Annotated in this window: 12 protein-coding genes; all 12 read left to right on the top strand. The window is 71.8% G+C overall.

Annotated features, from left to right (window positions below; translation table 11 throughout):
• On the top strand, window positions 1–950 hold a 950-nt coding region (locus ACFQ4H_RS13795), incomplete at its 5' end, for a hypothetical protein (RefSeq protein WP_377570748.1).
• The gene (locus ACFQ4H_RS13790; RefSeq protein ID WP_377570746.1) at window positions 947–1,606 is read left to right on the top strand and encodes an SAF domain-containing protein; all 660 of its coding nucleotides are present in this window, start codon (window positions 947–949) and stop codon (window positions 1,604–1,606) included. The genes ACFQ4H_RS13795 and ACFQ4H_RS13790, both read left to right, overlap by 4 nt.
• Before the next feature lie 2 nt (window positions 1,607–1,608).
• Window positions 1,609–2,409, top strand: coding sequence for a ParA family protein (locus tag ACFQ4H_RS13785; RefSeq protein ID WP_377570744.1), 801 nt, complete (start codon window positions 1,609–1,611; stop codon window positions 2,407–2,409).
• Complete coding sequence (locus tag ACFQ4H_RS13780) at window positions 2,399–3,922, top strand: CpaF family protein (RefSeq protein ID WP_377570742.1); 1,524 nt, start codon at window positions 2,399–2,401, stop codon at window positions 3,920–3,922. The genes ACFQ4H_RS13785 and ACFQ4H_RS13780 overlap by 11 nt, the downstream gene beginning before the upstream one ends.
• 61 nt (window positions 3,923–3,983) lie before the next feature.
• Entirely contained in the window at window positions 3,984–4,892 is a 909-nt protein-coding gene (locus ACFQ4H_RS13775) for a type II secretion system F family protein (RefSeq protein ID WP_377570741.1), read from the top strand.
• A 2-nt stretch (window positions 4,893–4,894) separates the two neighbouring features.
• Window positions 4,895–5,758 carry a type II secretion system F family protein gene (locus ACFQ4H_RS13770; protein ID WP_377570773.1) on the top strand — a complete coding sequence of 288 codons (864 nt, stop codon included), beginning with the start codon at window positions 4,895–4,897 and terminating at the stop codon, window positions 5,756–5,758.
• A gap of 37 nt (window positions 5,759–5,795) precedes the next feature.
• On the top strand, window positions 5,796–5,999 hold the full coding sequence (locus tag ACFQ4H_RS13765; protein ID WP_377570739.1) for a hypothetical protein: 204 nt from the start codon (window positions 5,796–5,798) through the stop codon (window positions 5,997–5,999).
• A gap of 4 nt (window positions 6,000–6,003) precedes the next feature.
• Window positions 6,004–6,426 (top strand): TadE/TadG family type IV pilus assembly protein, encoded by a 423-nt coding sequence (locus ACFQ4H_RS13760; RefSeq protein ID WP_377570738.1) that lies wholly within the window; start codon window positions 6,004–6,006, stop codon window positions 6,424–6,426.
• Window positions 6,423–6,959 (top strand): TadE/TadG family type IV pilus assembly protein, encoded by a 537-nt coding sequence (locus ACFQ4H_RS13755; protein WP_377570735.1) that lies wholly within the window; start codon window positions 6,423–6,425, stop codon window positions 6,957–6,959. Before ACFQ4H_RS13760 ends, ACFQ4H_RS13755 begins: the two co-directional genes overlap by 4 nt.
• 119 nt (window positions 6,960–7,078) lie before the next feature.
• Window positions 7,079–7,459 carry a pilus assembly protein TadG-related protein gene (locus tag ACFQ4H_RS13750; protein ID WP_377570771.1) on the top strand — a complete coding sequence of 127 codons (381 nt, stop codon included), beginning with the start codon at window positions 7,079–7,081 and terminating at the stop codon, window positions 7,457–7,459.
• Between the two features lie 12 nt (window positions 7,460–7,471).
• The gene (locus ACFQ4H_RS13745; protein ID WP_377570733.1) at window positions 7,472–8,620 is read left to right on the top strand and encodes a LysM peptidoglycan-binding domain-containing protein; all 1,149 of its coding nucleotides are present in this window, start codon (window positions 7,472–7,474) and stop codon (window positions 8,618–8,620) included.
• 88 nt (window positions 8,621–8,708) lie between these two features.
• On the top strand, window positions 8,709–11,366 hold the full coding sequence (locus tag ACFQ4H_RS13740) for a M4 family metallopeptidase (RefSeq protein WP_377570731.1): 2,658 nt from the start codon (window positions 8,709–8,711) through the stop codon (window positions 11,364–11,366).
• Window positions 11,367–11,390 lie beyond the last annotated feature (24 nt).

Genomic DNA, 11,390 nt, shown 5'->3' with positions numbered 1-11,390 from the left:
CCGGCCCCCGGCCGGCGGGCCGTACCCGATGGTTCGTCGCCCTCGCAACGGTGACCGCGCTGGCGGTGACCGCCGCGCCCACCGGCGCCGTCGCCGCCCCCGTCCTCGGCCCCACCGGCCGGGTCCTGGCTGCCCAACGTGCTGATCCCGGCGCGGAGTGTCCCCCGGGCCAGTCCGACTGCCACGTGTGGGACGAGGAACCGGGCACCCCGGGCAGCCCCGGCAACCCGGGTGGCGGAGGCGGAGGCAGCGGCCGTACCTGCCAACGCAACGGCGTGACCGTGCCCTGCTACGACGACCTGCTCGGCTGGTTCAACAACTCCGACGGCTGCTACTACAAACGCGCCCGGCCACAACCCCCGGGCGGCCCGGCCGGCCAGACGCTCTACCTGCGCAGTTGCGCCGGTGCACAGGAGCCCGTCTGGCTCACCAACCCGCCGAACGGCTACGGCACCCCACCCGACCCGGCCGAACTGGCGAACCGGGCGCTGGCCAGCCTCACCCTGCGCCGGCCCACCGTCGGCATCGCGCCGAACAGGGGACCGGGCCTGGTCGGACTGCCGATCTGGCTCTGGACCGATCCCGGACCGACCACCTGGGGACCGCAACGGGCATCGGCCAGGGCGCCCGGACTGACCGTCAACATCAGGGCCCGGGTCACGAAGATCGTCTGGAACATGGGCAACGGCCGGCGGATCACCTGCACCAACCCCGGGGTCGAGTACGTCCCCGGGCGCGACGGTGGTGGTCCGTCCCCGAAGTGCGGCTACGCCGGATATCCACGGTCGAGCCACGGTCGGCCCGGCGGGACGTACCGGATCACCGCCACCACGACCTGGCGGGTCGACTGGTGGACCGGTGGTGGACGGCGCGGCGTCCTGCCGTTGCAGACCCGGACCAGTGAGCCGAGACAGCTCCGCATCGACGAACTCCAGGTGGTGACCGGGTGAGCGTGGCAACCAGACACGACCCGTCCGGCCCGGTCGACGCACCGGTCGCCCCACCCCGGATCGTCCGACAGCGACGGATGCGTCCCGGTCTGCTGGGGTTGGCGGTCCTGCTGATCGCGCTCGGCGGTCTCGGCGCGGCGTTCGCGGTCACCTCCGTACGGGCCACCGGCAGCTACCTCGCCGTCGCCCGTGCCGTACCGGTCGGCACGGTGCTGGGGGCCGACGACCTCTTCGCCGTCCAGGTCGCCGGCGGGTCGGGACTCTCCCCGGTGCCCGCGACCCGGATCCACGACGTGATCGGCAAACGCGCCGCGGTGGCGCTGACCCCGGGCACGCTGCTGGTCCTGGACCAGCTCACCGACCAGCCGCTGATCGGACCCGGACAGCAGCAACTCTCCCTGGGGCTCAAGACCAGCGAGGTGCCGGCCCGGCAGCTCCACCCGGGCGACAAGCTCCTGCTGGTCAGCCGCCCCGCCCGGGACAGCGAGGGCAGCAGCGCGCCGAGCACCCGGTTCGAGGCGACGGTGATCGACACGGCGAGCCCGGAGGACGGCGAACTGGTGCTCTATCTGGCGCTGGCCGAACGGGACGTGCCCGCCGTGGTGGTGCTGGCCGCCGAGAGCCGGATCGCCGTGGTCCTGACGACGGCAGCCTGATCATGGCGGTCGTCGCCCTCATCTCGGCCAAGGGGTCCCCCGGGGTCACCACGACCGCCCTCGCCTGCACCCTGTCCTGGCATCACCGGATGGTGCTGGCCGAATGCGACCCGGCCGGTGGGTCGATCCTGGCCGGGTACCTGGGTGGGGTGCTCGACGGTGCCCGGGGCATCGGGGAACTGGCGGTCGGGGAACTGCGTGACGGCAACCTCGAAGCCGCGTTCTGGTCGCAGCTGGTCGACCTCGACGCACCCCGCCGGGAACGACTGCTGCTGCCGGGCGTGGTCGACCCGGCCCAGGCGGGCAGCGTCACCCCGCTGTGGCAGCGCTTCGCCGACTTCTTCGTCGCCCTGGAACGCGGCCAGCCCGGCTACGACGTGCTGGTCGACTGTGGACGTCTCCAGGTGGTCGGGCCGCCCTGGCCGATCCTGCGGGCCGCTGCCGTCGTACTGGTCGTCACCTCCGCCCACCTGCCCGACCTGTCCAGCACCCAGGCGACCGTCCGGGCCATCCAACGGGACCTCGCCGAGCACCGGGTGCCGACCGGCTCGCTGCGACTGCTGCTGGTCGGTGACGGACACAGTCGCGGTGAGGTCAGCAAGGCGCTGCACCTGCCGGTGATCGCCCAGTTGCCGCACGATCGCCGTACCGCCGAGGTGCTCAGCCATGGTGGCACGGTCCGTACCGGACGGCCGCTGATGCGGGCGGCCAGTGCGCTGGAGGTACCGGTCCGGGCACTGCTCGACCGGCAGCGGGCCCGGCTCACCTGGCCCTCCGGGCGGGAGGTGCCGAATGCGGTTTGAGCCGGTCGACCACGACCCACGGGTACGGGAGAACGGCGTCACCTCGACCATCCCGCCGTTGCCGGCCAACGGGCACCATCAGCCGTACCCGCCGGTCGGGGGCCCCCGGATCGCGGCACCACCCCGACCCCGGGTCGACTTCGCGGTGGTCCGCGAACTGCGCCGCGAACTCAGCGAACGACTCACCCTCTGGCAACGCGGCCGGGAGTTCACCCCCGACGAGGAGGACGTCGAACGGGCCCGGCTGGCGGTCGCCGTGGTGGCCGAGTACGCCGACGCCGCCCGACGGGCCGGCACCCCGATGCCAGCCGCCGAGGAACGCACCCTGCTCGACCAGGTGACCGCCGAGTTGGTCGGGCTGGGCCGGTTGCAGACCCTGCTGGTCGACGAATCCATCGAGGAGGTGCACATCCTCGGCTGCGACCTGGTCCGCATCACCCGGCACGGGGGCGGCGTCGACTGGGGCGAGCCGATCGCGGACAGCGACGAGGAGATGGTGGAGATCCTCCAGGCCGCCGCCCGGCGGGCCGGGGCGACCGAGCGGTCCCTGTCCACTTCGAAGCCGACCCTGGACCTGCAACTGCCCGACGGCAGTCGCCTGGCCGCCGTCTACCTGGTCAGCCACCGGCCGTACGCGGTGATCCGCAAGCACAACACCCTCGACGTGACCCTCGACGACCTCGCGGGTGGCCGGGCCGACCTGGACGAGATGGTCGACGTGCTGATCCGCGACTTCCTCCGGGCGGCGATGGCGGCCGGGCTCAACATCATGGTCGCCGGGCTGGCCGGGGCGGGAAAGACCACGGTCATCCGGGCGTTGATGGGCGAGATCCCCGCCGACGAGCCGTACGTGCTGCTCGAGGAGAGCCGCGAGCTGCTACCCGCCCGGCGACAGGGGAGGCACCGGGCGGTGATGAGCTTCGAGTCCCGGGAGGGACACGGCGAGCGGGGACTGGACGGGCGACCGGCCGGTGAGGTCACCATCGCCGACCTGATCCCGGTGGCGTTGCGGATGGGCGTACTGCGGATCATCGTCGGTGAGGTCCGCTCCCGGGAGATCGTCCCGATGTTGCAGGCGATGACCACCAGCCGGGGCTCGATGTGCACCATCCACGCCCGTACACCGGCCGGGGTGGGTGAGCGGATCGTCGAGTTGGCCCTGTCCCACGGGCGGGAGATGACCGTCGAGCAGGCCCGCCGGATGGCCGGCAACGCGCTCGACCTGATCGTCTACGTCACCGTCGAGGACGAGACCGCCATCGGTGGACGGAAGTACCGGTTCGTCTCGCACGTCGAGGAGGTGATCGGCGCCGGCGAGAACAGCCGGATCACCACGACGACGGTGTTCGGTCCGGGGTCCGACGGTCGGGCCGTACCCCGGCATCTGCCGGAACGGGTCCGCGACCAGCTCATGCGGGTCGGCTACGACCCCCGGGTGCTGTCCCGGTTCATCGAGGCGGGCACCGGCGCGTGGCGTCGGCCCCGGCACAGTCAGCTACGGCGGCGGACATGACCGGGGGCCGGGGCCTGCCGCCACCGCCCGGACGGAAGGCTGAACCGATCGGGGAGGCGGCGTGAACCTACCGGCCAACATCGAGCTGATCGCGGTCCTGTCCGGGGCGGCCTGCGTGGCCGGGCTGGTCCTCGCGGTCGTCTCGCTGATCGGCACCCGACGTCCGCCGGCACCGCCGTCCACGGGCGGCCGGGCCCTGCGGCTGCTCTGGCTCGGGTCCGGCAGCAGCCGACGGGAGCAGCGCCGGCACCAAATGCTGCTGGGAACCGCCCTGGTCGCCGGCGCGCTGGCCTTCCTGCTCACCGGCCTGCCGGTGGTCGGGCTGCTGGTCGTCATCGCGGTGCCGGGCACGCCATGGCTGTTCACCGTCGGCAAGGCCGAGCAGCGGGCCATCGCCCGGATCGAGGCGGTGGGGGAATGGACCCGCCGACTCAAGGACGTGTCCGGCACCGGTCAGGGGCTGCAACAGACCGTCATCAACACGGTGGCGACCGCACCCGAGGAGATCGAGGACGAGGTACGGCTGCTGGCCGCCCGGTTGCAGGCCGGCTGGCAGGGGCGGACCGCGCTGCTGGCGTTCGCCGACGAGATCGGTGACCCGGTCTGCGACCAGGTGGTGGCCGCGCTGATCCTGCACCTGACCGACCGGGGCGAGCGGCTCGGCGACGTACTCGGCTCGATCGCCTCCGCCTCGGCGGCCGAGGTCGCCACCCGGCGCGAGGTGGAGGCCAAACGTACCCAGCCCCGGTTCGCGGTGCGCTTCCTGACCGGGATGACCCTGCTGATCCTGCTGTACGGGCTGGTCAACCCGGACTACATGCGCCCGTACGGCACACCGACCGGGCAGATCGTGATGGTGTTCCTCGGCGGCTGCTTCGTCGGCCTGCTGGCCTGGGTACGGGCGATGAGCCTGCCGCCCCGCCCGGCCCGGTTCCTCGCCGCCCCGGATCCCGAGGAGGTGATCGCATGATCCTGGTGAACTGGCACCTGGCCATCGGGATCGTCGGCGGGGCGATCATCGGCCTGGGCGTGTTCCTCCTGGTCCGGGAGACGCTTCCGGTCACCCCGGCACTCGGGCCCGCGTTGCGTCGGCTGCACCAGCCGGCCGGACCGCTCCGGGCCACCGGTGGCGGTGAGCTGGACTGGCTGGGTGGCCTGACCCGTACGTTGCGCCCGCCGCACCGGCAGCTGGCGCTGATCGGCCGCTCCCCCGAGCAGTACACCCTCTCGCTGCTGCTCTCCGCACTGGTCGGCCTGGCGATGCCCGCCCTGTCCGCACTGGTGCTGTTCCTGGCCGGGGTACGGCCACCGGTCGTCATTCCCACCGTGGCCGGGCTGGGCATGGCGTTCACCGCGGTGGTCCTGGCCCACCGGTCGGTACTGGTCAAGGCGGAGAAGGCCCGTCGCGAGTTCAGCCAGGCCGTCTGCGCCTACCTCGACCTGGTCGCCCTGCAACTGTCGGCGGCGCACGGCCCGGTGCAGTCGCTGGAACGGGCGGCCGGCGTCTGCGACGGCTGGGTCTTCGAACGGATCCGGGAGGCGCTGCGGATGGCGCAACTCCAGATGCACTCGCCCTGGGACGAGTTGCGGGACCTGGCCGAGAAGATCGGCGTACCGGAACTGGGTGACGTCGGTTCGATCATGCAGTCGTCCGGGACCGAGGGCGCCCAGGTACACGAGACGTTACGCAGCCGCGCCGACTCGTTGCGTGACCAGATCCGTACCGACAACCTGGCCCGGGCCGAGGCGGTCACCAGCCGCCTGGACATCCCCGGTGCACTGCTCGTCTTCGTCCTCGTCGGTTTCGTCATCTATCCGTTCATGTCCCGCATCTGACCTGCCGTCTCCTGCCTGTCCCCGAAGGGAGCCTTCAATGACCGTCTTCACCTACCTCCACACCTTCCTCGCCGTACGCCTCGCCGAACTGCGCCGCGACGGCGAACGGGGGGACAGTCCGGTGCCGACCGCAGTGATCATCATGGGGCTGGTGTTCGTGGCCACCGTGGTGACCGCCGGCGCGCTGGCAGCTGCCAAGGGCTGGTTGGAGAAGTTGCCCACCCCGGCCGACCCCAAGTAGCCCGATGCGCCGCGGCAACCAGCCGGATCAGGGGCGGGAAGCGGGACCGGGCCGGGACCGGGGGGCGAACCCGGTCGAGCTGACCGTGCTGCTGCCCGCCATCCTGATCCTGCTCCTCGCCTCCGTCCAGGCCGCCGCCTGGTTCCTCGCCCGGGCCACCGCGTTGAACGCCGCCCAGGAGGCGGTGAACGCTCAGCGGGCGTACCGGGCCGCCGACGGCGTCGGTCAGCGCCGCGCGGAGGAGTTCATCACCCGGGCCGGTGACTGGCTGACCGGTGCGAGGGTCACCGTCCGTCCGGGTACGACGCAGGTCAGCGCCACCGTCACCGGCCAGCCGCTGCGTATCGTGCCGTTGATCCCACTGCCGGCAGTCAGCGAGACCGCACACGGCACCGTGGAACGGGTCACCCCGGAGCCGCCACGATGACCGTACGGGCAGTCGGCCGCAGCGACCGGGGATCGGTCTCGGTGGAGGTAGCCGTGCTCATCCCCGCCTTCCTGGCACTGGTGGTGCTGGCCGGGGTCGCCGGGCGTACCGCCGTGGCACACGAGGCGATCGAGGTGGCGGCGCATGACGCCGCCCGGGCCGCGTCCATCTCCCGGACCGCCGCCGCAGCCCGGGAGGCGGCCCGGGACGCGGCCCGTACCCGGCTCGACTGGGAGGGGCTCTCCTGCACGCAGCCACCCCGTCTGGACTTCGCCGGCAGCGTACGGGGGCGGCCCGCCACGTTCGACGCGGCGTTCCGCAGCCCCGTCGGGCAGGACGCCTCGGTCTCGGTCACCGTCTCCTGCCGGGTGTCCTTTCGGGACCTGCGGATGTCGATCCTGCCGGGCATGCCGACCGAACGGCTGGTCAGGGCGACCTTCGTGTCCCCACTGGACCGTTACCGGAGCCGGGCCTCCGGGTCCGTGACCGTCGAGCCCCGCACCGATCCCGACGGGAAGGGGCTCGACGTGTGAACACCCACGGGCCACCCCTTCTCCGGTACGGGTCAGGTCCCGCTGCTGACGATCGCACGCCGACCGCAACGGGGCACCGGCCAGGTGGCGACGCGGGCCGGGATGCCGGCCGGGTCAGCCTGTTCCTGGCGGTCGCCCTCACCGGCGTACTGGTGATCATCGGGCTGGCCTTCGACGGCACCGGCCAGTTGCGGTCGATGCAGCGGGCCGACAACCTCGCTGCCGAGGCGGCCCGAGCCGGCGGCCAGTCCATCGACCTGGCCTCGGCGGTCGAGGGCCGCCCGAAGGTGGTCGACGAGGAGCAGGCCCGTACGGCAATCCGCAACTACCTGGCCGGAGTGGAGGGCGTCCGGGCCTGGTCGGTCCGGTTCGACACCGGACAGCAGCTCACCGTCACCGTCGACGTGGAGTACGACACCTACCTGCTCGACCTCTTCGGCTTCAGGGACAAGATCCTGGTCCGTGGCGAGGCCACCGCCCACCTGCGGACCGAACCGTAGGGAGGAAAGCTGATGCCCACAGCACACGTATCAGCCGTACGACCGTCCATCGCCCGCCGATCCGGGCAGATCGTCACCGGACTCGCCGCGCTGATCGTCCTACTCGGACTGTTGGTGGGCGCACCGGTCGCCCTGGTCGCCTTCGCCGGTAATCCGCTCCCCGACCACCTGCCCGGCATGGACGAGATCACCACCACGTTGACCAGCCGGGACGATGGACAGCTCTTCCTGCGGGCGCTGGCGATCGTCGGCTGGGCGGGCTGGGCGACCTTCGCGCTCTCCGTACTGGTGGAGTTGCCGGCACGGGTACGGCGACGGCCGGCACCGCGACTTCCCGGGTTGAGCCGGCAGCAACGGGCGGTGGCGGCCCTGGTCGGCTCGGTCGCGCTGATCATCGCAGCCAGTCCGGCGGCCTCCGCCGCATCGAGGGCGGCAACGGTCGCGGCCGTGGCACCGTACCGCCCGCCGGTGGCCGCCCAGGCCGCACTGCTCCCGGCCGGCTCCACACCGGGTTCCGTCGCCGGGTCACCGGTCCGCTGGTCGGTGCCGGTGACCTCCCCGCGTCCGGAGCCGGTGCCGGTCTACCGGGTCGAGCGCGACGACTATCTCGGCCACATCGCCGACCGCTATCTCGGCGACTTCGACCGTTACCGCGACCTCGCCCGACTCAACAAGATCCGGGACCCGAACCGGATCCGTCCGGGGCAACTGCTCCGGCTGCCGGACGAGGCCGCCGACCGGGGGGTACGCGAACACGCCACCGGCCTGGTCGCCGTACCGCCGCCGCCCGGAAACCGTCCGGCGACACCACCGGCTCCGCGCCCGACAGTGCCGCGCCCGACGACCCCACCCGCGACTTCCGCACCCGACGGGGAGACGCCACGGCACCGGCAACCGGATGAACCCACCCTGGCCGCCGGTGCCGCCCGGTCCAGCGAACTGAGCCAGGTCAACCGACCGCTCGCGGTGTCCGCGGTCATCTCGGTCGCCGGCATCATCGGTGCGCAGATCGGCGCGGTGCTCGGGCTCCGCCGCCGGTCGACCGCCGGCAAGCGATCGACGGCCAGCACCCGGTCGACGGCCAGCACCCGGTCGACGGTCGGCAGCCGGTCGACGGCCGAGAGCCGGGCTCCCGAAGTCGGCCGACACCGGCGGAACTGACCGGGCGACGACGGCATTTTCATTGACTTTGATCGATCTCAGTACTAGGAAACAGGAAAGGTTCCTAACTACTGAGAGAGGAACGACCTTGCGCAGAATCTCCACGGCGCTGGGTTCCACAGCGCTGACCGCGGTACTCGTGGCCGGAACGCTGGCCACCGTGGCCGGTCCGGCCACCGCCGCACCTGATCCACAGTCGACAGCGGGCGAGGGCACCCGGGCACCCGCGTTGGTGAGCGGGATCGGCGAACGCGCCCCCGGTGGGGACGCCGCGACCGCAGCTCGCGACCACCTCGCCCGCAACTCCGGCCGCTACCACGTCGCCACCGACGACCTGCGGGTACGGAACGTGACCGGGGACGACCGCACGGAAACCGTACGGTTCGTGCAACGGCACCGGGGCGTCGAAGTGTTCGGGGCGCACTACCTCGTACACCTGACCAGGACCGGGACCCGCACGGTGACCAGCGTCAACGGCCGCTACTTCACCGAACTCGGCGTCTCGACCACGCCCCGCATCGGCGCGGACGTGGCCAGCCGGATCGCCCGGCGTGGCCTGGATCCGCAGACCCGGGCCTCGGTCACGGTCACCGACCGGGGACTGACCGTCCTGCCGACCGGCGGCGGTGTCCTCACCTGGCGGCTCACCCTCCGGGGCGTCGACACCGCAACCCAGACGCCGTTCGTCCGCGAGGTGTTCGTGGACGCGCACGCGGGCACCGTCGCGCTGACCTACGACACGGTCAACTTCGCCGAGGGGGCGGTCTCGACGACCGGCACCGACGAGCACGGCCGGTCGGTACCGGTCGAGGCGTACCAGCGTGCCGACGGCCGGTACGAACTGCGCGACCGTTCCCGTGCGATGTACCCGACCAGCGGTGGGGAGATCCTCACCTACGACGCCGAGGGACGCAGCTACTACGACTACCTCGGAGAGCTACCACCCGAGACACCGTTGATGTCGGCCGACACCATCCCGTTCACCGGGGCGCCCAGCACGACCGGCGCGGTCGACGCACACTACGGCGCCGGTCAGGTGTACGAGTTCTACCGGTCACGGCTCGGCCGGGACGGCCTGGACGGCGCCGGCAGCCCGATGATCTCCGTCGTCAACGTGACCAACTTCGGTCGGCCGTTCAACAACGCGTTCTGGGACGGCCAGAAGATGGTGTACGGCGGGGCCACCTCGACCCGCTACTCGTTCGCCGCCGACCTCGACGTCGTCGGACACGAGATGACCCACGGCGTCATCACCAACTCCGCGGACCTCGTCTACCGCAACCAGTCCGGGGCGATGAACGAGGCGATCGCCGACTACTTCGGCAACGCGATCGACGTGACGGTCACCGGTACGCCGATGTCGCACCCGGACGCCGGGCTGCTGGCCGAGGACCTCTGCAAGTCCGGCACACCTGCGCAGTGCGCCCTGCGCAACCTGAACGACGGCCGGACCACGTACTCCGACTATCTCGGCGTCCGCACCTCGACCGACAACGGCGGGGTGCACCTGAACTCCACCATCTTCTCCGGAGCACTGTGGGACATCCGGGAGAAACTCGATCCGCTGCTGGCCGACCGGCTCGTCTACAAGGCGTTAACCGAGTACATGACGCCACTCGACGGGTTCACCGACGGTCGCACCGCCGTACTGGAGGCCGCGACCGCGCTCGGCTTCACCGTCAACCAGAAGGCGGTCGTCCGGGCGGCCTTCGACGGTCACGGCATCACGCCGGGCTGGGAGCGGGAACTCGGCGTCGACTCGAAGACGCTGCTGGCCGACGTACGGCATGCCGCTGCCGCGCTCGACGCCGCCGGCGGCCGGTACGTGGTGAGCCAGGCACCGACGGCGGAGTCGGGGGCGACCTCGATCTGGACCGGTGCCACCGACGGTGGGAAGGCCCGACAGCTCTCGCCGGCCGACGAGCGCACGCACGAGCAGCCGGCCACCGACGGCCGCACGGGGGTGTGGACCGGCACCGCGGTCGTCGACGGTCAACTCGTCGTGGACGTCTACCAACGGGCGCTGACCGGCGGGCCGGTGACCAGCCTCGCGACGGTGACCGGCCGGAACGAGGATCTGAGCAACCCGATCGTGTCGGGCCGTACCGCCGCCTGGACCCTCTTCTCGTACGACCTCTTCGAGAGCGACGTGGTGGTACGCAGGCCGGACGGGTCGACGGTCAACCTGACGCCCGAGGTGGGTACGCAGGGTTCGTGGGCGTCGCTCCACGGCGATGTGCTGGCCTACGCGCAGATCGTGCAGGACGCGACCGGCTGGCACTACAACCCGGTGGTGTGGAACCTGCGCACCGGGACGAAGACCGTCATCCCGGTCGGGACCGAGCGCGTCTTCGTCAAGGACGTCGTCGTCACCGCCGACGCGGTCTACTGGGTGCACGACACCGGCATCGACGGGATCAGCGCGATCAAACGGGCGGCCCTGGACGGCACCGGCGTCACCGATGTCGTGACCGAGGCGTCGGGCCTGGCGAGGGTGCCCGCGCTCGACGCCAACAGCCGGTACGTGACGTTCACGTCCCAGCCGAGCAGCCAGCTCACCAACGCCGCGCTACCGAAGCTGTACCAGGTCCCGGTGCGCGGTGGGGCTCCCGTCCGGTTCTCGTGCAACCGGGGTGACCAGGGTGTGCACGCCTCCGACGAGAACCGTCGGGTGGTCTGGCTGGACGGCACCACCGGCTACACGAACCTCGTCACCCGGGCCCAACCCGCAGTGACCTGCGACTGAGCGCGACCACGCAGCCCGGCTGCC

The organism is Micromonospora sonneratiae, assembly GCF_042679305.1.
In the GTDB taxonomy this organism is placed as follows: Bacteria; Actinomycetota; Actinomycetes; order Mycobacteriales; family Micromonosporaceae; genus Micromonospora_H; species Micromonospora_H sonneratiae.
The sequence above is the reverse complement of the archived record's forward strand: the minus strand, read 5'-3'. Positions and strand labels throughout refer to the sequence as shown.

Excerpts from the sequence above, each read along its gene's own strand:
- ACFQ4H_RS13780 (WP_377570742.1), top strand. The coding sequence starts at position 2,399 with ATGCGGTTTGAGCCGGTCGACCACGACCCACGGGTACGGGAGAACGGC.
- ACFQ4H_RS13755 (WP_377570735.1), top strand. The coding sequence starts at position 6,423 with ATGACCGTACGGGCAGTCGGCCGCAGCGACCGGGGATCGGTCTCGGTG.
- ACFQ4H_RS13745 (WP_377570733.1), top strand. The coding sequence starts at position 7,472 with ATGCCCACAGCACACGTATCAGCCGTACGACCGTCCATCGCCCGCCGA.
- ACFQ4H_RS13785 (WP_377570744.1), top strand. The coding sequence starts at position 1,609 with ATGGCGGTCGTCGCCCTCATCTCGGCCAAGGGGTCCCCCGGGGTCACC.
- ACFQ4H_RS13760 (WP_377570738.1), top strand. The coding sequence starts at position 6,004 with ATGCGCCGCGGCAACCAGCCGGATCAGGGGCGGGAAGCGGGACCGGGC.
- ACFQ4H_RS13765 (WP_377570739.1), top strand. The coding sequence starts at position 5,796 with ATGACCGTCTTCACCTACCTCCACACCTTCCTCGCCGTACGCCTCGCC.